Genomic DNA, 25,420 nt, shown 5'->3' with positions numbered 1-25,420 from the left:
TTCTCTCCTGCCTCTCTCAGGAAAGCACTGGCACTATATTATCATTTTCTTTTTCCCCGTCAAGAGAAAATGCAAAAAAATACAGTCTTCCGCCAGCGTTTTTTACAATTCCTCCTCTACTATCCTCCGGTAATCCAGCCGGACCAGCGCCTTGCCGTTGGGCAGCCCCTCTTCCGCCCGCAGGATCCCGGTATATCCGGCCTCTTCCATCGCCACGGTCAGTGCGTTTTCTTCCATCTGGTGGTGGACCCGGTCCAGTCCGTCAAACGCGTGAAGGTAGGGAGAATCGGAAACCCATTTCTGCTCATCCCTGTTGATCTGGATCACACAGGACACATATTCCGGGCCAACCTTGCGGATTACCGCCGTAAACGCCGGGTATCCGATGTATTCAATCAGCAGGTTGGCAATCACCAGCTCCGCCGCCGGCAGTCTGTCCGCTTCTTCCGCCAGGTCCGCCCGCAGGCACTGCACGGCAGGCTGCCCGGCATACCTTTCCCGCACCGCCTGCAGATATGCTTCATTGATATCCACGCAGTATACCGCCCGGTACTTTTCCGGCCGGGCATGCTCAATACCGTTGCCTCCGGCCACGCCGAGCACCATGGCAGTGTGAACCGGATAGGCATCAAACTGTTCCTTCATCAGGACGTTCAACGCCTGAAGCTGCTTCACGGAATCCAGGCTCATATGGTTTTCATAGTCGTCCAGGCTGATCTCTTCCCAGGGATTTTTCATCTGTTCGTCCTCTTGTATGGTTATTTCGCGCTGTGGGCCAGGAAGTCATTGATCAGGGCGATATCCCGCAGGTCCTTTTCCCGTCCCAGGTCCTTTTTCATTTCAATCAGTCCCTGCACCGAGATCACGGGAATCCCGTCCACATGGTCCACTGTGTCAAACAGCCAGTTTTCGAACACTTCGATATCCTCACCCAGCTTGAACCACCGGTTCCCGTCGTCCGTGACCTTATACAGGTATCCTTCCTGCTCCAGCCGGTTCGCCAATCCGGCCGTGCACCCCAGGTCAATATCCGAGGACTCCTCCCGGATACCGTACAGCACCATCGCCCCGCCGGTGATCACCCAGTATTCCGCCGGATCATACGGGAAGGCTTTCAGTTTTTCGATCATTTCAGCTTTCTTCATCAGTTTTTCTCCCCTTCCAGGATTTCCGGGAAACAGCCCCGTAAAAAGTGCCGGTATTCAGGATGTCCCTCCGCGGAAGCATATTCCTCCCGGATTGTGGCTGCGATCCATTCCTTCTTCCTGTCGGTCATCTCCCCATACCGCCGGAGGATGATCAGTCCTTCCCGCTCCGCCTCCAGGATCGCTTCATAGGCGTCCGGTACATACTCTGAACCTGTCACAATGACCGGCTCACTGCTGGTGGCGGCATCGGGAATCTGCACCTCAAATCCCGAATCCTTTATTTCTTCCGCATGATAAATATACCCGGATACTCCTTTGTAGGTACGTTCAATGGCGTCCGGATAATACTCTTCCAGGCACAGCCGGCCATCCGGTCCGAATCCGTACGGTCCCCACTTCTGCCATACGCCGTCATAGGCAAAGCCGGTTTCCCGGCAGTATTTTTCGATGGCGTTGCTCAGGTAAACCAGCACGTTTTCCCTTTTCCGGGATAAATAAACCAGCGGGATACCGTGATTGGATATCCTGGGCTCCAGTGTGGTGATTCCCTGAACCTGTGATGCGTGATAATACACCGGCACTCCTTCTTTCTTCGGCATGGATTTATCATACTCCGGACATACCGTTTTTGAAAAGGATCCCGCTTCTGCTTTACCCTTTTCTGTGTTATACTTCTCCTGGCATCAGTATACAATCTGCTTAAATCCGGGAGGTGTTCTGTCATGAACCACTGCGAAACCGTACAGCTGGAAACCGAAAGGCTGGTCCTGCGGCGTTTTCAGCTGTCCGACGCACCGGATTTCTATAAAAACGTCACTTCAGATCCAGAAGTCAACCGGTTCCTCACCTGGGAAAACGACAAAAGCGTTGCCGATACTGAAGCGCTGATGATGGACTTCATTCAGCGGTATGAAGACCCGGAAAGATACTGCTGGGCCATCGTGATGAAAGAAAGCGGAGAAGTGATTGGCACCCTCGCCGCCACAAACATCCGGAAAAATACCCGTGCGGTGGAAGTCTCCTACTCCATCGGCAAAAACTGGTGGGGAAAAGGGATTACAGCGGAAGCCCTGCAAAAGGTCATGGACTTTCTGTTTAACCAGGTAGGCTTCAACCGGATTGAAGCCGGTTATGACGTGAGCAATCCCAATTCCGGCAAAGTCCTGGAAAAAGTCGGCATGCGCCGGGAGGGTCTCCTCCGCCAGGCCGGGCGAAACAACCAGGGCATTTATGACCGGGTGATCTACGCCAAACTGAAATCAGACGAGTAAATCAGGAACAGACACACCCCGCCGCAGCCGGCGGGGTGTGTTTTTGCTGGCACCTGTTCCTTATTCGGGAATATTGGCATTGATCTCCTTCATGATCTCCACCACTTCAATATCCCCGTCCGCAAGGATCTCCACAATGGGTTGACTCCCGTCCTCGTTCGGGCCGTTCTGCCAGTAAATTTCCGCCTGCCGGATGTTTTCCTCTTCGTCAATTGAACCGTCAAAGCATTTGTAGGCGTCGCCGGTAAACGTGTTTCCGTTCACCTTGATTTTCGCGATTCCGTAGGTCGGACGGCCGATCTTTGCAAAATAGTCTCCCCACTGTTCCGCTTCCTCATAGGTCCGGGATACATACAGCGAGGCCATCCGGGACGGATAGTGGGGGTATTTTTCTTTCCGGACTTTTTCCAGCGCCAGTTCCCGCAGGGCTACGTCCACCACATGGGTCAGTTCTTTTCCCCGGTAGGCTTCCGGGTTCTTGTAGATATCCTTCACGGTTTCCATCTGTGCATAAACCCGCTGGTGAACGCCGTTGGGGTGGTTTTCATCCAGCAGGATATGTTCCCCTTTATGTTTGGGGATATCTGATATCACGTGATAATAATACATGCGTTTATCCTTTCAGGTTTTACTCTTATTTTGTATAAATCCTTCAGGATGTTCAGCGCAAGAGAAGTCTCATCATAGTGTTTCTCCTTATATGTTTTTACAGATCCAGGAACGTCATCTGTTCAAACCTGTCAGGCAGCGTGCCCATATAGTTGAAGCACTCATCCGGTTTGTACATCATCCCGTGTTCCCGGCAGAACATCCGGAACAGGCGCATCAGCGGTTCCCGGTTCGGGCTGGATACCTCGTAGGCATTCCCGTATGTCCTGATGTACTTTTCCTTCAGTCCGGGGAAATGCCTGTCCAGTGCCGCGTAATAGTATTCCCGGTCTCCCTCGCGGAGCGTCAGCCCCATATCGAAGCAGATGATCCCTTTCACTTTCACCCGGCCACAGGCCTCCAGGATCGCCCGGATGTTTTCCTCTGTATCGTTGATAAACGGCAGGATCGGCGTCATCCAGACCACCGTGGGAATGCCTCGTTCCCGCATGGCTTCCAGCACTTCAATCCGCCGCCGGGTTTTGCATACGTTCGGTTCCAGGATCCCGCACAGCTTTTCATCATATGTGGTCAGTGTGATCTGGACCACGCATTTGGCTTTTCGGTTAATCTCCTCCAGCAGGTCGATATCCCGCAGGATCCGGTCAGACTTGGTCTGTACCGCAGCCCCGAAGCCGTATTTGCTGATGATCTCCAGGCATTTCCGGGTCAGGCCGAGCTGCTCTTCGCAGTGCATATAGGGATCCGACATGGATCCGGTCCCGATCATCGCCTTCTGTCGTTTGGATTTCAGCGCCTGCTCCAGCAGCTCCGGCGCGTTCTGCTTGACCTCAATGTCTTCAAACGCATGGGTGAACTGATAGCATTTGCTCCGGCTGTCGCAGTAGATACAGCCGTGGGAGCAGCCGCGGTAAATATTCATCCCGTAATGGCCTTTACCGCCGGTCAGGATTCCTTTTGCGTCCACAAAATGCATCTTTCTCCGTCCATCCTTCCGTGCTGCCTGCCGTCAGTGCCTGGCTTCATGATTCCCTGCGTTTTCCGGTCCTGATGAAATCAATCAGCTTTTCCAGGTCATCAAACTCATCGTAGTCTCCCATGATTCCTTCCCGGTGATAGACAATCCCGGCCTGCTCGTTCCGCTCCAGGCAGTCCAGGAGCTCCTCCACGCCGTATCTGCGCGCATATTCCGCAAAAGCGCGCGGTTTGATTTTATCTGCATACAGGCCGATCCGGCACCCTGCCGGCTCACATTCATAGCAGCCCATCAGGCCTTTCCGGAGCACACATTTACGGGTTTCACAGAAATCCGCGTCCTTGCACCAGCAAAGATCCTTGAATCCATCCTGCTTGCAGCCTTTACATTCCACGTTTTCAGAGCACAGGCAGCAGGCCAGCCCGCAGCGTGCGATTCCCAGTTCCCGTTTCATTGCTTTTCCTCCTGTTCCTGCTCAGATCTGTTTCTCATTTACATATGCCAGCAGTTCCCGGATATGTTCTTTGCTTTTGCTTCCGACGATCACATGATCCGCTCCGCCCAGTGCGAATTCCAGCAATTCCCGGACAGAATACTGTTTCAGTGCGTTTCCCATCGCAAAAGGCATACTGGCAACTGTTTCAAAGTTCAGCCTGCGGCATGCCTCCGCCAGCGTTACCGGTTCCCCGCCCACCCTCTGGCTGGCAACCGTCACCGGATACGGACATAACTTGTTGTACTCATAGATAACATATTTCAGATGGCTTCCGCCGTTTCCCGCCTTCAGGGCTCTCTTTTTCAGCTCTTCCAGTTCAAAATGCCATTTTTCCTTTTCCGGCTCCGTACCCATAAACTCGAGGGCCAGCCCGTAGTACCGGATCCTTCCTTCTGCCACTTTGCTTTCATACCAGCGGAACAGGTTCTCCATCCTGTCATAGAACGTTGCCAGATCTGTCCCGGCACGGGTAATCTCCGGAATATGAATATAGTGAACATCAATCGTTTCCAGTCCGAGATTCTGCAGGCTCTTTTCAAGCGCAATCTCAAAGAAAACGGGATTCAGCGTCTGGAAAAGCCCGTCATATTCACAGAAGTCATCTTCCGTAATCCCGCAGGGTTTCAGGTGTTTTTCCAGGTACATCCGCGGATTGGTTCTTTCTGTAATATCGCCGAAGAGCAGCCCTGCTTTGGAGGTGATACAAAAATCCTCCCGCCGGAGCTTCCCGCTGCTGATCAGTTCCTGAACGGCTGTGCCTTCATCTTTTTCCGACCGCATTCCCCTGTAATTGATCGCACCGTCTATGGATGAAATACCGTTCTGCAGCGCAAATGCAATTGCGTCCCGGTAGCTTTCGGATACTTCATCCGTAAAATCCCCCAGGTGTGTACCCAGCATCAGCCGTGAAAATCCGTCCCTGGAATATCCCTTGATCATCTGTGCTGTTTCTCCTTATTTCCCCGGGCATCAGCAGTCCCACTGGTATTTTTTCAGGTCCACGCAGCCGTTGTCCTTGAACTCAACCCCTTCTTCCTCCAGCCGTTCCCTTTGCGTGCGAAAGGCCGGGGCCGTCCTTCCCGCGTGGTTCACCACCCTGTGGCAGGGGTATTGTCCGTAGTACTCCGACATGCTCAGGATTTTTCCCACCAGTCTCGCGTTCCTGTCCCTGCCCGTCAGCCGGGCTATCTGGCCATAGGTCGCCACACAGCCTTCCGGAATTTCTTCCACGACAGAAAGCACCTCATAGACCAGATCCGTATTCAGCGTTTTACCCATCTTTCATTCTCCGGCACTTTACACGTTCATTCTCAGGATCTGCGCGTTGATCCGGAACCCGTATTTTTCGTAGAACCGGATCGCGTCGTTTCCGTCCACTACCCGGACCTCAATTCTGTTGACGCCGCTTTGCTTCAGCGTATTCATTGCCCAGTCCATCAGGTCATTGCCGTATCCGCCGCCCCGGGCTTCCTTCAGCACGATCAGGTAATCGATCTTTCCCTCCGCGCCGCAAACGTCTGTTTTGCAGAACCCCAGTATCCGGCCGTTCTCTTCAACAACCGCAATCCTGGATTTCCCGCTTTGAATGCCTTCCCGGAAGGATTCCAGGGTTTCCGCGAAAGGTCTTTTCGGATAACAGCCTTTAAAGCCGGTGGAGACCTCATTGTGATGCTCCGCAAGCTCTTTCAGGCATTCCTCCAGCCTGTATATCTCCTTATATTCCAGCTCCCTCATGGAATTCACCTCATCCCGTCCATGGACAGTGTGCCGTCATGAACCTGGAAAATGATTATACTTTTTCCCTCGCAGACAGGGAACATACCCGCTGTATGAAAAAAATCCCCTGTACTCTGCCGCCGGTATGAATCCCGTCCTCACACATATCCTCTCCGCCCGGCCTCCTGAACAAGTTTGGGCTGGATCTCAGGATAGGTCAGTGCTTCCGGAAGTTCATCAAACAGGCAGACCTTTTCCATTTCGCTGTGCAGTTCCTGATCAAATCCGGAAATATCAGCGTAGTACAGCATGCCGTACATTTCCTCGCCGGTATCATTGACCCGGTTTTTCCCGGTCACGGAGTATGCGCAGACAGGCTTGATGGCAAAGTCCTTTGCCCCGGTTTCTTCCTGCAGTTCCCTGACCGCCGTATCGGCAATGGCCTCCCCGGGTTCCCTGTGCCCGCCGGGTATTTCATAAGTGTCCCTTTCTTTATGCTTGCAGAATACCCATTTCCCCTCAGCTTTGGCTAAAATCACCGCAAACTTCAGCAGCGCGTCATCCACCGAATCATAGAACCTGACTTCCACTTAATCATACCTCAGCAAGTTTTTGATTTTGTTCATTACCGGGAATACCGACCCGTCAACACTTCCTTCTGATAGGCCTCCTTATTGGGCAGCTCAGGATACAGATCCGCCCGCTCAGCTGCTTTATGGCTGTCGTAGGGAACGGACAGGATTGTGATACCCAGCGGTGCGGGATCCGGCCCGGCCTCTCCCTCCAGCAGCAGCGCGTGAGCCCTGGTCAGGCTCAGGTTGTTGCCGACGCTGCCGGTATTCAGCGCGTATCCCCCTTCCAGTGGCCGGATAAAAGGCCTGTGGCTGTCCGCGCAGATCATGCCGTTCGCCTCCGGCCTGCCGTCATGAAAGCGGAAGCCTTCCCGAAGCTTTTCATCCGGATCAAAACTCAGGTACAGCGGGTCCAGGAAACGCCCGTGCACCAGGCGGAAACGGAACCCGCTGATTTCCAGCTCATCTTCCAGGGGCAGCGAATCCAGCCAGGCTATGCGTTCCTGCCCGATCTGCCTGATATAAAAGGCATTGTAATCCGGATACATGCTCATGGACCGGTCCCAGTTCCCGGCAATCCAGTGTTTGCAGTGGGTCCTGACCCAGTCACAGGTTTTGTCGCTTTCCGGCCCTTTGCCCACCGCGTCTCCCAGGAACCAGATATCATCCGGTTCGATCCGCTCCAGCTCCCGTTCCATGGCCTCCGTGGCAACCATGTTGCCGTGGAGATCCGCCAAAAGCACAATTTTCATCTGTCTTTCACCTCGGTTTCTTTCAAATCCGGTCACAGTCCGACATACTGGTCCCTAACCGTCTTCATGCCCCCATCTTCAGCATTTTCCAGCGCGCTGAACCGTACTTTTCCGTTATACTCCAGCATCGTTGTGAGCGCCGTTTTAAAGTGAGGCAGCGTCACCATCTCTTTTGCCTCCTCCGGTGTAAACCATCCGGCTTCCAGGCTCTCATCGGAGGTGTGAAGTTCTCCGCTCACATAGTCGCATATAAATAATATGCTCACGTTTGGCGGGATCATTATCCCTTCCAGCGGTCCGTATCCCTCTTTCATGGTCAGCCTCTGATAGACACCGGCCAGGCACCGCGGTTCAGCGATGATCCCGCTTTCTTCGCAGATTTCCCGTTTCAGGCCGTCCAGGATTGCTTCGCCCTGTTCAACAACGCCGCCGGGAAACTCCCAGCCCCTTCTCGCGGATCTGATCAGCAGCACCTCCCCGTCTTTATATACCAGACCCGCAGCCGATACAAAGTGTACCTGAAGCTGTTTTGTTTCCACCCATTTATCCATAATCTGTCTCCGTTTCAAATATTGGTCGGCACTTCACATTCTTCGCGTCTTCAGAAATGGGATCCATGGTGTCATCTTATCATGCTCTCCCGGAGAATAAAAGGGGAACAAAAAGGATTTAACTGACAAGCCGGACTCTACGAAGCGTAGGTTGCCGCGACGGGACAGTCATGCTACCTTTCCCTCAGGATACTTTCTGAAGGAGGTTAATCCATGATCTTTACACCGATTGATCTGCAGACCTGGCCCCGTGGCCAGATGTTCTGGTATTTCAGTCAGATGGCTCCCACCGGCTGGTCTATCACCGTGGACGTGGATGTGACCGGTCTGCGCACCGCGCTGAAAGCAAAAGGATACCGTTTTTTCCCCGTTTACTTGTGGCTCGTCACAAAATGCCTGAACGAACAGATCGAATTCAAAGTGGCCCGTAAAGACGACATCATCGGCTACTACGATACGCTGACGCCCCTTTACGCTTCCTTTCATGAGGATGACAAGACCTTTTCCCTCATGTGGACGGAATTCGACAATGATCTCAGCGTCTTCCACCGGCAGTACTGCGATAATCAGCAGCGTTATGCCCGGAATCATGGCGTACTTTGCCAGCCCGGAACCCCGCCGGAAAATGCCTACACTGTTTCAACACTTCCCTGGATCAGTTTCCGTCACTTTGCAGTCCACTCCTATGAAAACAAGCCTTATTACTTCCCTTCTGTCGAAGCCGGTAAAATCCGTACAGTGGGAGATTGTGAGCTTCTGCCCCTTTCCCTGACCTGCCATCATGCCACAACGGACGGCTGGCACGTCCGGCTCTTCCTCACTCGTCTTCAGCAGGAAATTGACGCATTGAAATAAAGAAAAGCCCGGAAGCTGGTGCTTCCGGGCTTGTGTTTATGGGTTTTCTTACTTACGCCTGACGGGAATCAGGAGATCCAGCTGCTGCGTCACCGGTTCCCCGTCTGTTGTTTCCATAATGTGGTCATGATAATTCAGGTGTTCTTCCAGGTTTCCGAACATGTTTTCCGGGTTTCCGCTGCCGGCGTACGCATACTCGTCGCTTTTTTCAACCGTTTCGTAAAAGGGTCCCCATTCTTCAAAGTTCCCCATCTGGATCATATGCGCGGCATAGGTGCCTCCGGCAAAGTGCCTCTTTACCAGCGGAGCAGGCACTTCCATTCCTTCCGGGATCGTGATCCAGAACTCGTACCCGTGAATTTCTGTTCCATCCACAATGCCCGGATGGTTGAAACCATACAGCCGCAGCCCGGGATGCTTTTCCCACAGCTTTGTTTTTCGGGCAAACTCAGCGATCATCCGTCCCGCCCGGTCTTCCGGTTCGTCGCCCGCTGCATGTGCCGCAGCAACGTCGCTCTCCGGCAGGTGCACGATGCGAATATCTCTCATTTCCCTGCTGCCCTGGTCGGCCTGTTTCAGGTTATCCATGATGCTCTTCCTCTCTTCCTGTATCAGTGTTGAAGAGGGAGAAAGCTCATCCGCAAGGGCTAACAGCCGGCTGTCCTGCAGGATGATTTCCCCGGCAGGCAGTGCACGGCGCTGCTTCAGCGCGTTACAGAATTCCCCGATCACGTCACGGACAGCGCCCAGTGATTTGAGCTCTTCATCCATTTCCGCCAGGTTCTTTTCAAACACGCTGATCGCTGTTGCCGGGCCGGGATCATTCAGGATCGCGCCAATCTCTTTCAGGGAAAGACGCAGTTTCCTCAGTACCAGGATCTGCCGCAGGCGCTGTATATCTTCCGGACGATACACGCGATAGGCATACCCCTCTTTCCGGTCGCTGCCGATCAGCCCCAGCTTTTCATAATGGCGCAGCATTCTTGCTGAAACGCCGTATGTCCTGGATACTTCGGAAACAGTCAGCATGTCCGTCACGGAATCCTCTCCTTTCTCTCTTCAGGAAAGAGGATAAACTGCGACACCGTGTTCGAGTCAATGCCTCTTTCCGTCCTGATCAGTCATCTATAATTTCAACATCATCCGGAATGCTCCTGATCAGCATTGCCGCCGTATTTGTCAGTTTTGTATTCGCTTTCAGCGGAAAAGATACCGGTCCCGGCAGATCTCCATGTTCACAATGAACGTCCATCTTTGTATCCACCAACCCCAGGTTATCCGGAAGGTTGCTGGCAAAAATCAGGCTTCCGGCGCTGACGCCGATTACAAAACCATTCTCTCGGATATAGGACATGAGTGTTTCACGAAAACCCGTGTCATTGATCCTGCCAAGCAGGTATGAAGTCCGGCCGCCGCACAGATACACTACGTCAAAGGTTTTCAGTTCCTCAACAGGCATATTCTGATGCAGGTCAAAAACCCGGACGTTCTTCTTCGGGATGCCGACTTTCAGCAGGTCTTCCATGCACTTCGGCAGCACTTCAATGGCATCCGCGTCAATGGCGGCTGTGGGAATAAAAAGCGCATTGGCCTGTTCCGGCGCTTTACCCAGGAATTTCAGGAACGCTTCTTCGATCTTCTTCGTCTCCAGGCCGCAGGATGTCAACATTACCCGCATTATTCTGTTCCTCCCCCGATTTGTTCTCTGAAACTTACAGTATCATGAGACATCCCGATACTCAAGGGGAACAAAAAACTTTTGGGGTTCAAAACAAGCCCGGCAGTTTCGGATCTGCCGGGCCTGAACATATGTTTCTCTGTTTATACCTTAATCTTTACGATATCCCCGTTTTGACGCTCCACGTCCACAAGCATGAAGTGACCATTTCTGCGGACGTACTCACGCAGCTCGCGCACAATGTCCTCGGCATAAGGAGCATATTCAGCAGCCTGCGGATCACCGTTTTTCGCCGCAAGGCCGAGCAGCAGTTTGCTGCCCACGAGGGAAAGCGGCACCGGAAATGAAAGGTTTGGGCCGTCCTGCGTTTTGATTTTAATCCACATGGCTTACTCCACGAACACGCGCACGTTGTCGCCGTCTGGACTCTCCACAGTAACGAGTTCCCCTACCATACCTTGATCCACCAGCCGGATGATCTCCTCGAAGTCCACCTTCTGCAGTGCTTCACTCCCGCTGATCTGGGGCATCTTCATGTTCATCATCATTCCGGCCTTGACAAGTCCCATCGGAAGATTGACCGTCACCTTGTCTCCATCCGCCAGATTGGCGCGCACCTTAAGGATCAGGTCATTGGTGTCCTTGCGTTCCCCGACAGGGACAATCCTGGCTTTGTTTTCTTCCTTGCCCAGCAGCTCATTCAGGCTTACCCTGAGCACGTCGGAAAGATCCGGGAGTAGTGTCATCTTCTGCCACAGCAATACCCGAATAATAACCAGGTAGGCACGGAATTGTCGATAAAGCCAAGATTACTGATAAGGCAAATGACAAAATGGTTTTCAGCTTCTTTTTCATAAACAATTATCACCTTTTCATAATGTTCACGTATAAAGAAGATTATTGTATATCCACGATTGTACCTGTACAACTATCTATGTCGTGATTCCAATACACTGTTTCCAGAGTACTGGTTGGCAAGATTACCTCTATCTTCCCTGAGGCAGAATAATCACTCTGCTTTTTCAATATAGTTGAGTAGCTTTTTTCCGCAATTGAGTTTGTTGATCCCTTTTCATCATATGCATACACAATAAGCCGAATGATAATTTCATTTGATGATTCTTCTTCTTGCGAATAATCTTTCTTTTTCGGTGCAATATCATAAGAAACTGTCAGCTTGTTGCCTTCAAAAGACTTTCCTGTCAATTCAATGTCAAAATACTGCTCAACATTGCTCGCAGTCAATGTGACCCTTTTGCCTTTATTATTCGAAGATGTTACAGCCGGTGTCTTTGATGAAATGACATCAACGGAAGAAGCATCCACACAGATACACGGTCTTACACCAACCGTTGCGCTACGGAAATTGTCCACCCCAATCGAGCCTGAGCCATACACATCCTGTGCTGTACGAAAAAGGCCGTTATACTCGCTTTCTGAACGAAGCCACCACTGACCAGACTTTGTCCCATTTGTATAGTCAGATAATGCAAATACGTAATCTGTGACAAGAGCCGCACGATCTTGCTGAGCAGGCCAAATTGCCTCAACTTCGCTTGCAGAAAGGCAATATACATAGTCTTTCAATTGTGAGCCATCTGTATCTGCATATGACCACCGCTTCATGGCCCTTTGTTCATCAAGTGTAAAAGAGGAATTGAAGAAATCGTTGTTCAGCCAATTCCGTAAATTGCAAGAAGCCCACGTAATATCAACTTTCTGGACATTATACCTCTGAAGGTCGAGAATATCTTTCGAAATGAGATTTACATTATCGCCATCTATACCTATGACAATCCATTCAATCGGTTCTTTACCATTAGTAGTTTTGTTGTCTTGCTCATAACGCCCAAATGTAACTATTGAACCTAAGTCAATTGAAGCAGCTTTGCTGCTTGGAGCGTTTATAGTCGGTACGTTTGATGAAGAGGTAGCAGGAGCACCCTCAAATGATACTGTTGATAACAGTGTTTCAAACGCTGGCATACTCTCATCATGCTTTGATACTGATGAGAGTTGGAACATGTGTACATAACCGTCCCGCATAGTCAGCGCAGCAGTGCAATAATACAAATCAGGTGAGGCTCCATTATTATCTGTCTGATACTCAAAAACTCTAAAATCAATAGAGCCGTATTTTTTAATTCTCAGGTTCTGAGGTTCTATCGGTTGCATAAGCAAAGAAACAATATCATCCTCTAAGAAATCAGGGCCAATATCTTCTCTTTTAAAGCCCATTGGTTCATAGTATTCTTTCAGATTTTCCCACAAGTCCATCTGCATATACTGGACAGATGTCTGTGTATCTCGCCTGTGTGTAAAGGAAATCATTAATGGCTTGAATGAGAACGGCATTGCATCCCATCCATCCATATATGCAAAAGAAATACCGGTTTCATCCATATAATACTGAGGGAGCGCTCCATATGATGCCGGATTCGATGTGTCATAGAAAGAAGCAAAAACTGTATTATAATCATTATACCACAGGTCAATTCCTAAATTCTGATCTGGAATGAGCCAATGTGTAACATCAATATGGCTGTCTTTACCAATCTGATCATACAACAGTGAATACTCGCCAGAGTCACTTTTGTCATTTACGGGAGAACCGTACTGTGCAGTTACTAAACTCTTAATATATGCAAAATCGGCTGCTCCGCCTTTTGAGACATAATATACTTGGAATAGCAAACGATCATTAATATCAAAGTCATATTGCATTCTGGTACATTTTAAAGAATAAAAATGGATATCTGTCTCATAATAAAGCTGATATGACTTTGTGTCCTGATAGTCTCCCTTAAGGTCATGGCTGTTCTCCGTTTCAATATCTTGAACTTCCTGTGGCGTCATTCCGAATTTGACTCCATATTCTGTTGCATATAAGTCTGCCAACGCACAAGAAGCAAAAGACAGCATTGCCAGGATCAAACACAGCACCCACGCTCTCTTCATATTGCTGCTCCTTTCATAGTCTAAAGTACTTTAGTGCAATATTGTATACCACTATTTAATTTGAACTGATGCAAGTATATCCTCGAAGACCGCATGATACTCTTCAGAATGGTTCATTTCCATATATTGAAACAAAATCACGTAGCCATTAACCAAGGTAACCACCATTTCGCAGTTAAAGGAAAACTTCAATCCGGCTTTCGTCCTTTCCATGGTGGTTGTAATCACTTTATATCGATAGTCGCCGTATTGTTTTACAGTATTGCTCTTAGCTTCCAGCGGTCCAAGCATTGCCGTAACTAAATCATCATCCAAGAAAGAGAAATCTATCTCCTTTCGTGTTACTCCATATTGTGACATGCTCATAGCAGAATAAAGATCAAGAACAGCAAGCGCTACGGTTGTCTGCCCAACACTACCCGAAGGAGTATATTGGATTTTTATCGATTCATTGTTGTCCACATTGGGAACCTCTTCCCACCCTGCGGGTACTTCAAAACTAACACCCGATTCAGCATCAGTAAATCGGTTCCCCTCTGCATCCGAAAAAGCAACAACTAAGACAAGCACCCAAATTAGCGCAAATGCAATTATCCTCCGCACTGAATTAACCCCCGTCCTTTTTATCCCTTAACAGCTTTATAAATTAAGCCACCAACAATCCAGCCCAAATAACTGAAATACATAGACCAATTAGTAAGAATAAAGATAATCATTGCAAATGCATATCCACCTATAACGATAGCAGCAATCTCCAATCCTCTACCTGATTGATCCTTCGATAATCTTATGTGTTTAGCAATGGCTGGCACAAAAATGGAAACAACGCCCAACACTTCCCATACAGGAATAAATGCTCGGATCTTTGGCCCTAACACAAGGCAATAAGAACCAAAGGCCACAACACTGATAAGAAAAGCGACAACCGACCATACGCACAGCGGTTTTTTCACTTTTGTGGTGCCTTCTGCGGGGGCAGTTTCTGTCTGGATATTTTGCTCCATGACATTTATCCTCCATCGATATATAAAATTGTGAAAAACGCGGGGGAAGCGCACATTCCCTCGAAGTTTTTTAACGAACATCCATAAACAATAGAATTATACCAGTTAGGCATGTTTCCATCAACCCTTTTTCTATAACCTTTGCATAGTCGTGCATAGGTTCCAAAAAAAGGAAAAGTCCCGGAGCCGACGTTCCGGGAAATCAGGCTCAACTACCTGCCTTTGGAAATTGGATCACGCGTGCCGCCAGCACCTTCTGGGGCATCTCGTACCAGCTCTTCCTGGCCGCCGTATTCACCTTCTTGAACACGTCCGCCAAATCGTCCGCCGTGGCCCTCAGCATTTCCTGATCCAGGTGCGTATAAATATCTGCCGTGGTCTGGTATTCGCTGTGGCCCACGATCTTCATGGCCTTCAGCGGGTCCACCCCAGCCCGATAGAGCAGGGTCACGAAATTATGCCGGAAGTAATGCGGCGTCAGCGTAGCCTCCCACAAGTTGATAGTGCCTTGGCGACTCGCTGCAACCCTGCAGGTTGCAACCCGGAAAAAAACCGAAAACCAGCAAAAAAAAGAAAACCCGGAAGCGTAGGAAAATCAACGCTTCCGGGAGTCGAAGTGGCGGGATTTCGTTTTGCGCCGCAACGGATATAGTTACTGGTCTCGTGGCGGGATTCCGCTTCGCGCCGCAACCTCAATCGTCGCGACTGTCCACCGGACAGATCGCTCGTTTCGGTTGAGAAAGCCGCCGACGAAATTTCTGCCACTGGCAGTCCTCGGCGGCTTTCCCCACAGCCTTACAGGCTGCGTGGTCCGAATCCCTGCCGCTTCGGAAACAGCAAAAAAAGGCACCCCATTTGGGGTGCCTTTTTTGCTGTCGAAGTGGCGGGATTCGAACCCGCGGCCTTTTGGTCCCGAACCAAACGCGCTACCAAACTGCGCTACACCTCGATATAAACTGAGCCGATGAGGGGACTCGAACCCCTGACCTGCTGATTACGAATCGGCTGCTCTACCAACTGAGCCACATCGGCACGATCAGCAACGGCTATTATATCAAAGGGACTTTCGTTTGTCCAGCCTTTTTTTCACCGCCCATGGACATCCGTGAAAGTGTGTGGTAAACTGCTCCGGCACTATGATAGAAAGGAAGGCCGCGCATGGAGTATCAGCTGATCGCCCTGGATCTGGACGGGACCCTGCTCAACAGCCGGAAGGAGCTCCCGGAGGATGCCGTTCAGGCCATCCGGAAGGTCTGTGCTGCCGGAAAGACGGTGGTCTTTGATACCGGACGGGCTGTACCAGAACTGGCCGATCAGATCGCCCTGCTTCCGGAAGTACGGTACGCGATCTTCTGCAGCGGCGCAGGCCTGTATGATACCCGGGAAAGGAAGGTCTTCGGCCTGCAGCCTATTCCTGACGCACAGACAAAACGAATCCTGTCCGTTGCCCGCACAAAGGATATCATGCCCCAGCTGGTGCTGGCGGACCGGGATGTGATCCAGGCCTCCCAGATGGATCGGCTGGAGCATTACAACATGGGCGTCTACCGGCCTATGTATGAAAAAGCCATGACGCTGGTGCCGGATATTTATGCCTTTGCCGAATCCTGCACCGAGCCTTTCCTGAAGATCAACCTGTATCACGCGGAAGTGGAGGAACGGATCCGCACCCGGGCACAGCTGGAAACCCCGGAGCTGGAACTGGTCTATTCCGAGATTTCCTCCCTGGAATGCTCCGCCGCCGGCGTCAGCAAGGGTTCCGGGCTTGAACGCCTGTGCGGGCTGCTGAATATTCCGCTGGAAGCCTGTATTGCCGTGGGAGACGCGGACAACGACATCCCCATGCTCCGGACTGCCGGTCTCGGAATCGCCATGGGCAACGCACCGGATTATGTCAAAACTGCCGCGGACCGGATCGTTTCCGATCAGGACCACAGCGGCTGTACAGAAGCCATTATGCTGCTTGTAAAAAACTGATTCCTGAATGGAATCAGTTTTTTAATTGCTTATTGATCGTTTTTCAGTGCTGCCTTGGCGGCGTTGATTGCCCGCTGTACCATTTCCGGAGCGGGAGCGCCGGGGATCTTCCGCTTCTCCACACAGGAGATCATGCTCAGATCATCAAACACGTCCTGCTCAAAGGCCGGATGGAATTGTTTCAGCTCCTCCAGGGTCAGGTCCAGCAGGGCCTTGTTTTCGTTCAGGCAGTGAGCCACCAGCTCACCGACCACCTTGTGGGCGTCGCGGAAGGCTACGCCCTTCTTCACCAGGTAGTCCGCGCAGTCCGTGGCGTTGGTGAATCCGCCGGATGCTCCGCGTTCCATCACATCCTTTCGGAAGGTCACGGTCTTCAGCATCGCGGTGAAAACGGTCAGGCCCTTCACCAGCGTATCCCGGGTATCAAAGAAGGCTTCCTTGTCTTCCTGCATATCCTTGTTGTAGGCCAGCGGCAGGCCCTTCATCACGGTCAGCAGGCCCATCAGGTGTCCGTAGACCCGGCCGGTCTTGCCGCGGATCAGCTCCGCCACGTCGGGATTCTTCTTCTGGGGCATGATGCTGGAGCCGGTGGCAAAAGCATCATCCATTTCCACAAAGCGGAACTCGTTGGTGTTCCAAAGGATCAGTTCCTCACAGAAGCGGCTCAGGTGCATCATGCAGATGGCCGCCGCGGAAAGGTAATCCAGCATATAATCCCGGTCGGCCACGCCGTCCAGGCTGTTCTCGGAGATCTTTTCAAAACCCAGCAGTTCGGCCACCCGTTCCCGGTTCAGGGGGTAGGTTGTTCCGGCCAGCGCGCCGGAGCCAAGCACCATGACGTCCGCTGCCTTGTAGGCATTGCTGAAACGGTTCCTGTCCCGCAGGAACATCTGGACGTAAGCCATCATATGATGAGCCAGCGTGATGGGCTGTGCCTTCTGCATATGGGTATATCCGGGCATGATTGTATGCAGGTTTTCCTGGGCGATGGTCAGCAGCGCGTCGATCAGTTCCTCCAGCATAGCCTCCGTATCCCGGCAGGCCACCTTGGCATACATCCGGGTATCCAGTGCCACCTGGTCATTCCGGCTCCGGCCGGTATGAAGGCGCTTTCCGGCGTCGCCGATGCGCTGTGTCAGCAGGGTTTCCACATTCATATGGATATCCTCGGCGTCCACCATCCACTCGATCTTTCCGGCCCGGGCATCCTCCAGGATGTCCTTCAGGCCGGCCACGATCTTCTCCGCGTCTGCCGCGGGGATGATGCCTTCCTCACCCAGCATGGTTGCGTGGGCGATGGAACCGGTAATATCCTGCTCAAAAAGCCGCTTGTCAAAAGAGATGCTGGAATGGAAATCATCCACCAGTCCGTCGGTTGCCTTTTCGAACCGTCCTCCCCAAAGCTTCATACGACAAGCCTCCTTCAGTCTCACATAACATCAACATTGTACACAAAACAACCGTTTACGCAATAGAACAGTACGGAAAAAAGACCGTTTTTGTTCGCCTTGACATTCCGTGGGGTAACGTTTACCATGGTTTTGTATTTATATAGGAAAGAGGCGGTTTTTTGATCGTTCTTGGCATCGATCCGGGCTATGCCCTGATGGGCTGGGGCGTGGTGGAGGCGGAAGGCAGCCGTATGAAGCTGATCAACTACGGCTGTATTGAGACTAAAGCCGGCGTCCCTATGCAGAACCGCCTGCGCACGCTGCAGCTTGGCGTCCGGGACCTGCTCAACATCTACCACCCCGATGACGTGGCATTTGAGGAGCTGTTTTTCGCCCGGAACGTCACCACCGCCCTGATGGTCGGCGCCGCCCGCGGTGCGGCAATCATCGCTGCGGCTGAATACACCCAGAACCTTTACGAATACACCCCCATGCAGATCAAGCAGGCGATCACCGGATACGGCAAAGCCGACAAGAAGCAGATCCAGCAGATGGTCAAGCTCCTGCTGAAGCTGGATGAAATCCCGAAGCCGGATGACGCCGCTGATGCCATCGCCTGTGCCATCACCCATTGCCAGGCCGGCGTGGCCAAATCCCAGTTCCTGATGAAATAGGGAACGGATCCCGGTTTTTCATCGTTGGTTTATTGCGATCACGTTATGGAGGAATCAATATGTACGCGTTTATCGAAGGCGAAGTCTGCGAAAAGCTGAACGGCAGCCTCGTCCTTCTGGCTTCCGGCGTCGGCTGGCAGCTCAACTGCTCCAACAACACCCTGCAGGCGGCTCCGCCTGTTGGGGAAAAAATGCGATGCTACACTTATCTTTCCGTCCGGGAGGATGCGATGGAGCTCTTCGGCTTCGCCACGCGGGAAGAGAAAGAGATGTTCCTGCAGCTGACCTCCGTTTCGGGCATCGGTCCCAAGACCGCCCTGGGTGTCCTGGGTGCCATGCCCCTGCGGGATCTGAACCTCGCGATCCTGCTCGGGGACGTCAATGCCCTGTCCCGCGCGCCGGGCATCGGAAAGAAAACCGCCCAGCGGATCGCACTGGAGCTGAAGGACAAGATCAGCCAGGCGGACGTTTCCGCCGCGGCCGCTCCGTCGCAGGGCGCCGCCGCGCCTTCTCTCAGTTCCGATGCGGTGACCGAAGCGATCGAAGCGTTGATTGCCCTGGGATATTCCTCCACGGAAGCACGGAACGCCATTTCCCAGATCAAAGACCAGACCGACAAGCCGGAAGAACTGATCCGCCTTGCACTCAGGGCTATGGCGGGATTCTGATCCGAAGCACGATTATAAGCACAGGAATCTCAAAGGCAGGAGTTACAGCAAATGATGGACGACAGATTGATGACCGGGTCCTATATGGCGGAGGACAGCTCTGTAGAGCAGACCCTCCGTCCCCATACACTGAAGGACTATGTTGGCCAGCAGGCAGTTAAGAGCAGTCTGGATATCTATATCCAGGCAGCCCTCTCCCGTCATGACGCGCTGGACCATATGTTGCTTTACGGCCCTCCCGGCCTGGGCAAAACCACCCTCGCCTGCATCGTTGCGGCAGAAATGGGACAGAACATCCGTGTCACCAGCGGCCCGGCCATTGAGCGGCCCGGTGACCTGGCTTCCATCCTCAGCAACCTGAACGCAGGCGACGTGCTCTTCATTGATGAAATCCACCGCCTCTCCCGTCAGGTGGAAGAAGTGCTTTATCCCGCTATGGAAGACTACGCCATCGATATCATGATCGGTAAGGGTCCCACCGCCCGGAGCATCCGTGTGGACCTGCCGAAGTTCACCCTGGTCGGTGCCACCACCCGCGCCGGACAGCTTTCCGCCCCCCTGCGGGACCGTTTCGGTATGCTGTTCCGCCTGGAAATGTATACGCCTGAAGAGCTCCGGCAGATCGTGGAACGCAGCGCCGGCATCCTCGGTGTGGACGCGGATCCGGAAGGCCTGCTGGAGATCGCCCGCCGCAGCCGCGGTACGCCCCGTATCGCCAACCGTATGCTCAAGCGCGTCCGGGACTATGCCGAAGTGAAGGCCGGCGGCCATATCAGCCGGGATATCGCCCGGGAAGCCCTGGCCCTGCTGGACGTGGATGAACTTGGCCTGGACAAGGTGGATCGGAACATTCTTTCCTGCATGATGGACAAGTTTGCCGGCGGCCCGGTCGGCCTGGATACCCTGGCGGCCACCACCGGCGAGGACGCCGTCACCATTGAGGACGTATATGAGCCTTATCTGATGCAGCTGGGCTTCCTCATGCGGACTCCCCGCGGACGGGTCTGCACCCCCGCCGCCTGGAACCATATGAAAAAGAACATGCCTGCCTCCGCAGAAGCCCAAATCAGGATGGAGATCTGACCCTAATGAAAACTTCCGACTTCAACTACGACCTTCCCGAAGAGCTGATTGCCCAGACCCCCGTGGAACCGCGGGATCACAGCCGTCTCCTGGTATACCACCGGAAAAACGGACAGATTGAGCATAAGCACTTCTACGATATTATTGATTATCTCAACCCGGGAGATGCCCTGGTCATTAATGAGACCAAGGTGATCCCCGCGCGTCTGCTCGGTGTGAAGGAAGACACCGGTGTTCCGGTGGAGGTTCTCCTCCTGCGCCGGCACAACGCCACAGACTGGGAAGCCCTCGTCCGCCCCGGCCGCAGGCTTCGTCCCGGGACCATCTGTTCCTTCGGCGACGGCCTTCTCCGCTGCGAGGTGCTGGACAACGTGGAGGATATCGGCGGCCGGATTGTCCGTTTCCACTGTGACGGTGTCTTTGAGGAAGTGCTGGACCGGCTGGGAGAGATGCCCCTGCCGCCCTACATTCACGAAAAGCTGCAGGACGCAACCCGGTACCAGACCGTTTACGCAAAACAGGAAGGTTCCGCCGCCGCTCCTACCGCCGGTCTCCACTTTACGCCGGAGCTGCTGGAGCGGATCAAGGCCAAAGGGATCACAGTCGTTCCCGTCCTGCTCCATGTAGGTCTTGGCACCTTCCGCCCCGTGAAGGTGGAGAATGCGGAAGAGCACGTCATGCACAGTGAGTTCTGCCAGGTAACGGAAGAAGCGGCCGAAACGCTGAACCGCATCCGTCAGTCCGGCGGCAGGATCGTCTGTGTCGGCACCACCTCCGTGCGTACCCTGGAAACCATGGCCACCGAGGACGGAATCATCCATGCCGGTGCCCGGGATACGGCCATCTTCATTTACCCCGGTGTCAAAATCAAGGCAGTGGATGCCCTGATTACCAACTTTCATCTTCCCCAGAGCACCCTGCTCATGCTTGTCAGCGCCCTGACCGGCCGGGATGAAGCATTGAGCGTTTACCGCGAAGCCGTTCAGGAGCGATACCGTTTCTTCTCCTTCGGCGACGCGATGTTTATCGAATAATACAAGGAGGTACCCTCCCTTGAGCGAACTGATCCGGGATTCTTCCCTCTGCCAGGCCTTTGCGTGCTACCAAATGGATACCCCTGCCCACAGCAGCTTTTTCCCCGTTGAGCCGCACAGCCACTATTTCAGCGAAGTCATGCTGATGCGCAGCGGCGTATGCCGGGTTGTCCGCGGAGGCTATACCTACATCCTGAAACCGGGTGAACTGATCTATATCTCACCGCTGGTCCGCCACTCTGTCGAATCTGCGGACGGCAATCCCGTTGTCTTTGATGTGGTCAAGTTCAGCGCAACCCGCCTGCGGGAGATTCCATCCTATCTTTCTGACCTGCGTTCCTTCTCCCTGGACGTATCACATGCCCATCTCTCCGCTTACATGAATGCCCAGGATGTACAGACCTGGCATCTGGACAACATCGTCCGGGAATGCGTAGTGGAATGTGATAACCGGCAATTCGCCTGGGATCTCCAGGTCCGTGCGCTCATCTACCTGCTGATCACCGGCCTTTCCCGTTTCTGGCTGGGCAAACGCGAAACCATGCCGGACTACCAGCCTCAGCCCCAGGATCCCATCCTGGATATTCCCGCCTATATTGAGCAGCACATCTCCGAACCGCTGAAGGTGGAGGACCTGGCCGCTCAGTGCAACCTCAGCTATCCCTGGTTTGCCAAGCGTTTCCGCGAGTTCTACGGTCTGAGCTGTAAGCAGTTCATCCAGCAGCTCCGTAATGAGGCAGTGGAACTGTACCTCGTCTATTCCGATCTGGACCTGGCCTCCATCAGTGACCGGACCGGCTACACCGACTGCAGTCACATGGTCAAGGAGTTCCGCCGGATGACCGGTACAACCCCCGGTCAGTACCGCTCCATGATGAAAATACAGGGGCATTCACCCCTGATCCCCTTTTCCCGTGCAACGCCTTCCAATCATCCCTCAAAGGGTTGACACGCAAGGGAAAACCGGATAAAATACAGTTTGTTCGCAAGTCTTCAAGGGCTTGATGCGGAGCATGCGGGCGTAGCTCAATGGCAGAGCTCCAGCTTCCCAAGCTGGTCACGTGGGTTCGATTCCCATCGCCCGCTCCAGACCGCATCAATGACTCGGAAGCAATTATTGGCTCGCTTTTGAGCGACGATAACTTTAAGGAGGAGACCCCAAATGGCAAAAGGACGTTATGAACGGACAAAGCCCCATGTAAACATCGGTACCATCGGTCACGTTGACCATGGCAAGACCACCCTGACCGCTGCGATCACCATGACGCTGGCGATCAAGGGCGAAGCGCAGGCTATGCGCTATGACGAAATCGACAAGGCTCCCGAAGAAAAAGCACGTGGAATCACCATCAATACCGCTCACGTTGAGTATGAGACCGCAAAGCGTCACTATGCTCACGTGGACTGCCCCGGCCACGCTGACTATGTTAAGAACATGATCACCGGTGCTGCCCAGATGGACGGTGCTATCCTGGTGGTTTCTGCTCCCGATGGCCCGATGCCCCAGACCCGTGAGCACATCCTGCTCGCCCGTCAGGTTGGCGTGCCCTACATCGTCGTGTTCATGAACAAGACCGACATGATGGATGATGAAGAGCTGCTGGAGCTGGTTGAAATGGAAATCCGTGAGCTGCTGAGCAGCTACGACTTCCCCGGCGACGACATCCCGATCATCAAGGGATCCGCTCTGAAGGTTCTTGAGTACCTGCAGGCTGGCGGCACCGACGTTGACAACGCTCCCGAGTGCAAGTGCATCTGGGAACTGATGGACGCCGTCGACAGCTATATCCCCGAACCCGAACGTGCAACCGACCAGCCCTTCCTGATGCCCGTCGAAGACGTGTTCTCCATCTCCGGCCGCGGCACCGTGGCTACCGGCCGTGTTGAGCGTGGTACCGTTAAGGTGTCCGATCCGGTCGAAATCGTCGGCCTGATGGACAAGCCCCGCAACACGGTTGTTACCGGTGTTGAAATGTTCCACAAGCTGCTGGACCAGGCGGAAGCCGGCGACAACATCGGCGCCCTGCTGCGTGGTATCCAGAGGAACGAAGTCGAGCGCGGCCAGGTTCTGGCTAAGCCCGGCAGCATTCATCCCCACACCCACTGCATCGGCCAGGTGTACGTGCTGACCAAGGAAGAAGGCGGCCGTCATACCCCCTTCTTCAACGGCTATCGTCCCCAGTTCTACTTCCGGACGACTGACGTTACCGGCAACATCAAGCTGCCCGACGGCGTGGAAATGGTGATGCCCGGCGATAACATCGACATGGAAATCACCCTGATCACCCCCATCGCTATGGAGCAGGGACTGCGCTTCGCTATCCGTGAAGGCGGCCGTACTGTTGGTTCCGGCGTTGTGGCCAAGGTCATTGAGTAATTTCAACGCTTAAACGGAACGCTCCCGATGCGGGAGCGTTCCTTTCTGTCTGTTTATGGAGGTTATCATGTTCAACTATAAATGCAGAGGAACCTGCTCCACTTCCATTGACCTGGAAATCCAGGACGGCATCATCACCTTCTGCCGGATTAACGACGGCTGCAAGGGCAACACCCAGGGTGTGGCGAAGCTGGCTCTCGGCCGTCCCGCTGAAGAAGTTGCCGCTACGCTCGAGGGCATTCAGTGCCGCGGCGGTACTTCCTGTCCTGATCAGCTCGCACAGGCGATTAAAGCATATCACGACTGATCAGTCGTGATATGCTTTCACTTTACACTCTTCACTCTTAACTTTTGGACCTTTAATTCAGAATTCTGAATTCTGAATTATATATAATTTATACGATATGAATTCCGAATCAACTACACCATCCTTCGATTCTATGGATCTCTCCTCAGAGATCCTCCGTGCCGTTCAGGCAATGGGCTTTAAAGAGCCCTCTACTGTTCAGGCGAAGACCATTCCCCTGATGATGGAAGGTCATGACATCAATGCCATTGCTCCTACGGGCACCGGCAAAACCTGTGCCTTTGGCATTCCCATGCTGGAGTACGTCCAGCTGAAAGACAGCCGCGTACAGGAGATCGTCCTGGCCCCCACCCGGGAACTGGCACTCCAGATCGGCGAGGAACTGACCAAGCTGGCCAAGTTCATTGACGGCGTGCGTATTGCCGTTATCTATGGCGGTCAGTCCATCTCCCGTCAGATTACCGCCCTGAAGCGCCGGCCGCAGATCGTCATCGCGACCCCCGGCCGCCTGCTTGACCATATGCAGCGTGGCAACATCCGTCTGGATGCCGTCCACACCATGGTGCTGGATGAGGCGGACGAAATGCTGAACATGGGCTTTGTCAAAGACGTGACAAAGATCATCGAGTCCACCCCCTCTGACCGTCAGCTGGTGCTGTTTTCTGCCACCACCAATCAGGACGTGCTGACTATCGCCTGGAAATACCAGCATGACCCGGTGGAAATCACCGTTGAAGCCACCAAGGCCGACCGGCCCCAGATCACCCAGTACGTTATCGCCACCGAGCAGGACTGCAAAACCGACAACCTGCTCTACCTGCTGGACGCCAACGTGTATCAGCGGATCATGATCTTCTGCAACACCAAGTTCATGACCGACAAGCTGACCAGCCGGCTCATCAAGGAAGGCTATAACGCCCAGTGTCTCCACGGAGATATTCCCCAGTCCAAGCGGAACACCGTCATGAACGATTTCAAGCGCGGCAAATTCCCGATTCTCGTATCCACCGACGTTGCCGCCCGCGGCATCGACGTGGATGACGTGGAAGCCGTCATCAACTATGACCTTCCCAACGAGAACGAGTACTATCTCCACCGCATCGGCCGTACCGGCCGCGCCCACAAGCACGGTGTCAGCTTCTCCCTGGTCACCTTCCGGGAAAGCGTCCGCATGGATGAAATCCTGAAGTATATGCTCACCGCGCCGACGCCCCTCAAGTTTGAGGATGACGTACTGCGCCGGGAAGACGGCTCCGCATTCTTTGATAATATTTGATCTGAATACGAATAAAAAAATTCCCGGAAACCAGGTTTCCGGGAATT

The 25,420-nt window shown here is 53.1% G+C and carries 32 protein-coding genes and 3 tRNA genes; 12 read left to right on the top strand and 23 right to left on the bottom strand.

The window, feature by feature from the left end:
• Positions 1-102 precede the first annotated feature (102 nt).
• From JYE49_RS13400 to JYE49_RS13390, 3 genes are read right to left on the bottom strand one after another with little or no spacing between them, the layout of a single operon-like run.
• Entirely contained in the window at positions 103-738 is a 636-nt protein-coding gene (locus JYE49_RS13400; RefSeq protein WP_093957767.1) for a class I SAM-dependent methyltransferase, read from the bottom strand.
• A 20-nt stretch (positions 739-758) separates the two neighbouring features.
• Positions 759-1,145 carry a hypothetical protein gene (locus tag JYE49_RS13395; protein ID WP_093957768.1) on the bottom strand — a complete coding sequence of 129 codons (387 nt, stop codon included), beginning with the start codon at positions 1,143-1,145 and terminating at the stop codon, positions 759-761.
• On the bottom strand, positions 1,145-1,747 hold the full coding sequence (locus tag JYE49_RS13390; protein WP_283399419.1) for a hypothetical protein: 603 nt from the start codon (positions 1,745-1,747) through the stop codon (positions 1,145-1,147). Before JYE49_RS13390 ends, JYE49_RS13395 begins: the two co-directional genes overlap by 1 nt.
• A gap of 123 nt (positions 1,748-1,870) precedes the next feature.
• Here JYE49_RS13390 and JYE49_RS13385 point away from each other — a divergent pair, with 123 nt between their 5' ends.
• Positions 1,871-2,419 carry a GNAT family N-acetyltransferase gene (locus JYE49_RS13385; RefSeq protein ID WP_093957769.1) on the top strand — a complete coding sequence of 183 codons (549 nt, stop codon included), beginning with the start codon at positions 1,871-1,873 and terminating at the stop codon, positions 2,417-2,419.
• Positions 2,420-2,479: 60 nt separating this feature from the next.
• Here the strand turns inward: JYE49_RS13385 and JYE49_RS13380 are convergent, their stop codons facing one another.
• The 9 genes from JYE49_RS13380 to JYE49_RS13340 all read right to left on the bottom strand — a co-directional run bounded on the left by JYE49_RS13380 (position 2,480) and on the right by JYE49_RS13340 (position 8,091).
• Positions 2,480-3,013, bottom strand: a complete 534-nt coding sequence (locus JYE49_RS13380; RefSeq protein WP_304583123.1) for a DUF2441 domain-containing protein — start codon at positions 3,011-3,013, stop codon at positions 2,480-2,482.
• 112 nt (positions 3,014-3,125) lie between these two features.
• Entirely contained in the window at positions 3,126-4,004 is an 879-nt protein-coding gene (locus JYE49_RS13375; RefSeq protein ID WP_093957771.1) for an SPL family radical SAM protein, read from the bottom strand.
• A 46-nt stretch (positions 4,005-4,050) separates the two neighbouring features.
• Positions 4,051-4,458, bottom strand: coding sequence for a hypothetical protein (locus JYE49_RS13370; RefSeq protein WP_093957772.1), 408 nt, complete (start codon positions 4,456-4,458; stop codon positions 4,051-4,053).
• A gap of 21 nt (positions 4,459-4,479) precedes the next feature.
• Positions 4,480-5,439, bottom strand: coding sequence for an aldo/keto reductase (locus JYE49_RS13365; RefSeq protein ID WP_093957773.1), 960 nt, complete (start codon positions 5,437-5,439; stop codon positions 4,480-4,482).
• Between the two features lie 30 nt (positions 5,440-5,469).
• Entirely contained in the window at positions 5,470-5,778 is a 309-nt protein-coding gene (locus JYE49_RS13360; protein WP_093957774.1) for an MGMT family protein, read from the bottom strand.
• Positions 5,779-5,796: 18 nt separating this feature from the next.
• On the bottom strand, positions 5,797-6,234 hold the full coding sequence (locus tag JYE49_RS13355; RefSeq protein WP_093957775.1) for a GNAT family N-acetyltransferase: 438 nt from the start codon (positions 6,232-6,234) through the stop codon (positions 5,797-5,799).
• 140 nt (positions 6,235-6,374) lie between these two features.
• Positions 6,375-6,806: an NUDIX hydrolase gene (locus JYE49_RS13350; protein WP_093957776.1), complete on the bottom strand. Its 432-nt coding sequence runs from the start codon at positions 6,804-6,806 to the stop codon at positions 6,375-6,377.
• Between the two features lie 35 nt (positions 6,807-6,841).
• Positions 6,842-7,540 (bottom strand): metallophosphoesterase family protein, encoded by a 699-nt coding sequence (locus tag JYE49_RS13345; protein ID WP_093957777.1) that lies wholly within the window; start codon positions 7,538-7,540, stop codon positions 6,842-6,844.
• Positions 7,541-7,572: 32 nt separating this feature from the next.
• Complete coding sequence (locus JYE49_RS13340) at positions 7,573-8,091, bottom strand: NUDIX domain-containing protein (RefSeq protein ID WP_093957778.1); 519 nt, start codon at positions 8,089-8,091, stop codon at positions 7,573-7,575.
• A gap of 213 nt (positions 8,092-8,304) precedes the next feature.
• Between JYE49_RS13340 and JYE49_RS13335 the strand changes: the two genes are divergently transcribed.
• Positions 8,305-8,946, top strand: coding sequence for a CatA-like O-acetyltransferase (locus JYE49_RS13335; RefSeq protein ID WP_093957779.1), 642 nt, complete (start codon positions 8,305-8,307; stop codon positions 8,944-8,946).
• 48 nt (positions 8,947-8,994) lie between these two features.
• Here JYE49_RS13335 and JYE49_RS13330 read toward each other — a convergent pair whose 3' ends face one another.
• The 10 genes from JYE49_RS13330 to JYE49_RS13285 all read right to left on the bottom strand — a co-directional run bounded on the left by JYE49_RS13330 (position 8,995) and on the right by JYE49_RS13285 (position 15,618).
• Positions 8,995-9,975, bottom strand: coding sequence for an effector binding domain-containing protein (locus JYE49_RS13330; protein ID WP_283399424.1), 981 nt, complete (start codon positions 9,973-9,975; stop codon positions 8,995-8,997).
• 88 nt (positions 9,976-10,063) lie between these two features.
• Positions 10,064-10,624 carry a Type 1 glutamine amidotransferase-like domain-containing protein gene (locus tag JYE49_RS13325; RefSeq protein WP_093957781.1) on the bottom strand — a complete coding sequence of 187 codons (561 nt, stop codon included), beginning with the start codon at positions 10,622-10,624 and terminating at the stop codon, positions 10,064-10,066.
• Between the two features lie 143 nt (positions 10,625-10,767).
• Positions 10,768-11,010, bottom strand: coding sequence for a hypothetical protein (locus JYE49_RS13320; protein ID WP_093957782.1), 243 nt, complete (start codon positions 11,008-11,010; stop codon positions 10,768-10,770).
• A gap of 3 nt (positions 11,011-11,013) precedes the next feature.
• Complete coding sequence (locus tag JYE49_RS13315; RefSeq protein ID WP_143754514.1) at positions 11,014-11,370, bottom strand: XRE family transcriptional regulator; 357 nt, start codon at positions 11,368-11,370, stop codon at positions 11,014-11,016.
• Between the two features lie 151 nt (positions 11,371-11,521).
• On the bottom strand, positions 11,522-13,582 hold the full coding sequence (locus JYE49_RS13310; RefSeq protein ID WP_093957784.1) for a DUF6273 domain-containing protein: 2,061 nt from the start codon (positions 13,580-13,582) through the stop codon (positions 11,522-11,524).
• Positions 13,583-13,633: 51 nt separating this feature from the next.
• Positions 13,634-14,185 carry a hypothetical protein gene (locus JYE49_RS13305; protein WP_093957785.1) on the bottom strand — a complete coding sequence of 184 codons (552 nt, stop codon included), beginning with the start codon at positions 14,183-14,185 and terminating at the stop codon, positions 13,634-13,636.
• A gap of 20 nt (positions 14,186-14,205) precedes the next feature.
• Positions 14,206-14,586, bottom strand: coding sequence for a hypothetical protein (locus JYE49_RS13300; protein ID WP_093957786.1), 381 nt, complete (start codon positions 14,584-14,586; stop codon positions 14,206-14,208).
• Between the two features lie 208 nt (positions 14,587-14,794).
• Positions 14,795-15,082 carry a tyrosine-type recombinase/integrase gene (locus JYE49_RS13295; RefSeq protein ID WP_179217373.1) on the bottom strand — a complete coding sequence of 96 codons (288 nt, stop codon included), beginning with the start codon at positions 15,080-15,082 and terminating at the stop codon, positions 14,795-14,797.
• Positions 15,083-15,461: 379 nt separating this feature from the next.
• Positions 15,462-15,535: transfer RNA gene (locus tag JYE49_RS13290), tRNA-Pro, on the bottom strand.
• A gap of 10 nt (positions 15,536-15,545) precedes the next feature.
• Positions 15,546-15,618: transfer RNA gene (locus JYE49_RS13285), tRNA-Thr, on the bottom strand.
• 126 nt (positions 15,619-15,744) lie between these two features.
• Here JYE49_RS13285 and JYE49_RS13280 point away from each other — a divergent pair.
• The gene (locus JYE49_RS13280; protein WP_093957788.1) at positions 15,745-16,563 is read left to right on the top strand and encodes an HAD-IIB family hydrolase; all 819 of its coding nucleotides are present in this window, start codon (positions 15,745-15,747) and stop codon (positions 16,561-16,563) included.
• A 29-nt stretch (positions 16,564-16,592) separates the two neighbouring features.
• Here JYE49_RS13280 and argH read toward each other — a convergent pair whose 3' ends face one another.
• Positions 16,593-17,972 (bottom strand): argininosuccinate lyase, encoded by a 1,380-nt coding sequence (gene argH, locus JYE49_RS13275; RefSeq protein WP_093957789.1) that lies wholly within the window; start codon positions 17,970-17,972, stop codon positions 16,593-16,595.
• Positions 17,973-18,133: 161 nt separating this feature from the next.
• Between argH and ruvC the strand changes: the two genes are divergently transcribed.
• From ruvC to JYE49_RS13230, 9 genes are all read left to right on the top strand, one after another.
• Positions 18,134-18,628, top strand: a complete 495-nt coding sequence (ruvC, locus tag JYE49_RS13270) for a crossover junction endodeoxyribonuclease RuvC (protein ID WP_093957790.1) — start codon at positions 18,134-18,136, stop codon at positions 18,626-18,628.
• A gap of 59 nt (positions 18,629-18,687) precedes the next feature.
• Positions 18,688-19,296: a Holliday junction branch migration protein RuvA gene (gene ruvA / locus JYE49_RS13265; RefSeq protein WP_093957791.1), complete on the top strand. Its 609-nt coding sequence runs from the start codon at positions 18,688-18,690 to the stop codon at positions 19,294-19,296.
• 54 nt (positions 19,297-19,350) lie between these two features.
• Positions 19,351-20,379 carry a Holliday junction branch migration DNA helicase RuvB gene (gene ruvB / locus JYE49_RS13260; protein ID WP_093957819.1) on the top strand — a complete coding sequence of 343 codons (1,029 nt, stop codon included), beginning with the start codon at positions 19,351-19,353 and terminating at the stop codon, positions 20,377-20,379.
• A 5-nt stretch (positions 20,380-20,384) separates the two neighbouring features.
• Positions 20,385-21,413, top strand: coding sequence for a tRNA preQ1(34) S-adenosylmethionine ribosyltransferase-isomerase QueA (gene queA, locus JYE49_RS13255; RefSeq protein WP_093957792.1), 1,029 nt, complete (start codon positions 20,385-20,387; stop codon positions 21,411-21,413).
• A gap of 19 nt (positions 21,414-21,432) precedes the next feature.
• A complete protein-coding gene (locus JYE49_RS13250) occupies positions 21,433-22,362 on the top strand; it encodes a helix-turn-helix domain-containing protein (protein ID WP_093957793.1) in 930 nt (309 codons plus the stop codon).
• Between the two features lie 66 nt (positions 22,363-22,428).
• Positions 22,429-22,502 (top strand) — tRNA-Gly (locus JYE49_RS13245).
• A 73-nt stretch (positions 22,503-22,575) separates the two neighbouring features.
• A complete protein-coding gene (gene tuf / locus JYE49_RS13240; RefSeq protein WP_304583099.1) occupies positions 22,576-23,790 on the top strand; it encodes an elongation factor Tu in 1,215 nt (404 codons plus the stop codon).
• 67 nt (positions 23,791-23,857) lie between these two features.
• Complete coding sequence (locus tag JYE49_RS13235) at positions 23,858-24,097, top strand: TIGR03905 family TSCPD domain-containing protein (RefSeq protein WP_093957986.1); 240 nt, start codon at positions 23,858-23,860, stop codon at positions 24,095-24,097.
• Positions 24,098-24,230: 133 nt separating this feature from the next.
• Positions 24,231-25,373: a DEAD/DEAH box helicase gene (locus JYE49_RS13230; RefSeq protein WP_283399438.1), complete on the top strand. Its 1,143-nt coding sequence runs from the start codon at positions 24,231-24,233 to the stop codon at positions 25,371-25,373.
• The last annotated feature ends 47 nt before the right edge of the window (positions 25,374-25,420 follow it).

Origin of the sequence: Aristaeella hokkaidonensis (assembly GCF_018128945.1) — a bacterium.
Taxonomy (GTDB): domain Bacteria; phylum Bacillota; class Clostridia; order Christensenellales; family Aristaeellaceae; genus Aristaeella; species Aristaeella hokkaidonensis.
The sequence above is the reverse complement of the archived record's forward strand: the minus strand, read 5'-3'. Positions and strand labels throughout refer to the sequence as shown.

What these genes read in the sequence shown, in the direction of transcription:
- ruvB (WP_093957819.1), top strand. Translation starts at nt 19,351, where the DNA reads ATGGACGACAGATTGATGACCGGGTCCTATATGGCGGAGGACAGCTCT.
- JYE49_RS13320 (WP_093957782.1), bottom strand. Translation starts at nt 11,010, where the DNA reads ATGTGGATTAAAATCAAAACGCAGGACGGCCCAAACCTTTCATTTCCG.
- JYE49_RS13375 (WP_093957771.1), bottom strand. Translation starts at nt 4,004, where the DNA reads ATGCATTTTGTGGACGCAAAAGGAATCCTGACCGGCGGTAAAGGCCAT.
- queA (WP_093957792.1), top strand. Translation starts at nt 20,385, where the DNA reads ATGAAAACTTCCGACTTCAACTACGACCTTCCCGAAGAGCTGATTGCC.
- JYE49_RS13395 (WP_093957768.1), bottom strand. Translation starts at nt 1,145, where the DNA reads ATGAAGAAAGCTGAAATGATCGAAAAACTGAAAGCCTTCCCGTATGAT.
- tuf (WP_304583099.1), top strand. Translation starts at nt 22,576, where the DNA reads ATGGCAAAAGGACGTTATGAACGGACAAAGCCCCATGTAAACATCGGT.
- JYE49_RS13345 (WP_093957777.1), bottom strand. Translation starts at nt 7,540, where the DNA reads ATGAAAATTGTGCTTTTGGCGGATCTCCACGGCAACATGGTTGCCACG.
- JYE49_RS13330 (WP_283399424.1), bottom strand. Translation starts at nt 9,975, where the DNA reads ATGCTGACTGTTTCCGAAGTATCCAGGACATACGGCGTTTCAGCAAGA.
- JYE49_RS13390 (WP_283399419.1), bottom strand. Translation starts at nt 1,747, where the DNA reads ATGCCGAAGAAAGAAGGAGTGCCGGTGTATTATCACGCATCACAGGTT.
- JYE49_RS13360 (WP_093957774.1), bottom strand. Translation starts at nt 5,778, where the DNA reads ATGGGTAAAACGCTGAATACGGATCTGGTCTATGAGGTGCTTTCTGTC.
- JYE49_RS13385 (WP_093957769.1), top strand. Translation starts at nt 1,871, where the DNA reads ATGAACCACTGCGAAACCGTACAGCTGGAAACCGAAAGGCTGGTCCTG.
- JYE49_RS13300 (WP_093957786.1), bottom strand. Translation starts at nt 14,586, where the DNA reads ATGGAGCAAAATATCCAGACAGAAACTGCCCCCGCAGAAGGCACCACA.
- JYE49_RS13280 (WP_093957788.1), top strand. Translation starts at nt 15,745, where the DNA reads ATGGAGTATCAGCTGATCGCCCTGGATCTGGACGGGACCCTGCTCAAC.
- JYE49_RS13230 (WP_283399438.1), top strand. Translation starts at nt 24,231, where the DNA reads ATGGATCTCTCCTCAGAGATCCTCCGTGCCGTTCAGGCAATGGGCTTT.
- ruvA (WP_093957791.1), top strand. Translation starts at nt 18,688, where the DNA reads ATGTACGCGTTTATCGAAGGCGAAGTCTGCGAAAAGCTGAACGGCAGC.
- JYE49_RS13400 (WP_093957767.1), bottom strand. Translation starts at nt 738, where the DNA reads ATGAAAAATCCCTGGGAAGAGATCAGCCTGGACGACTATGAAAACCAT.
- JYE49_RS13310 (WP_093957784.1), bottom strand. Translation starts at nt 13,582, where the DNA reads ATGAAGAGAGCGTGGGTGCTGTGTTTGATCCTGGCAATGCTGTCTTTT.
- JYE49_RS13235 (WP_093957986.1), top strand. Translation starts at nt 23,858, where the DNA reads ATGTTCAACTATAAATGCAGAGGAACCTGCTCCACTTCCATTGACCTG.
- JYE49_RS13340 (WP_093957778.1), bottom strand. Translation starts at nt 8,091, where the DNA reads ATGGATAAATGGGTGGAAACAAAACAGCTTCAGGTACACTTTGTATCG.
- JYE49_RS13355 (WP_093957775.1), bottom strand. Translation starts at nt 6,234, where the DNA reads ATGAGGGAGCTGGAATATAAGGAGATATACAGGCTGGAGGAATGCCTG.
- argH (WP_093957789.1), bottom strand. Translation starts at nt 17,972, where the DNA reads ATGAAGCTTTGGGGAGGACGGTTCGAAAAGGCAACCGACGGACTGGTG.
- JYE49_RS13335 (WP_093957779.1), top strand. Translation starts at nt 8,305, where the DNA reads ATGATCTTTACACCGATTGATCTGCAGACCTGGCCCCGTGGCCAGATG.
- JYE49_RS13370 (WP_093957772.1), bottom strand. Translation starts at nt 4,458, where the DNA reads ATGAAACGGGAACTGGGAATCGCACGCTGCGGGCTGGCCTGCTGCCTG.
- JYE49_RS13325 (WP_093957781.1), bottom strand. Translation starts at nt 10,624, where the DNA reads ATGCGGGTAATGTTGACATCCTGCGGCCTGGAGACGAAGAAGATCGAA.
- JYE49_RS13315 (WP_143754514.1), bottom strand. Translation starts at nt 11,370, where the DNA reads ATGACACTACTCCCGGATCTTTCCGACGTGCTCAGGGTAAGCCTGAAT.
- JYE49_RS13365 (WP_093957773.1), bottom strand. Translation starts at nt 5,439, where the DNA reads ATGATCAAGGGATATTCCAGGGACGGATTTTCACGGCTGATGCTGGGT.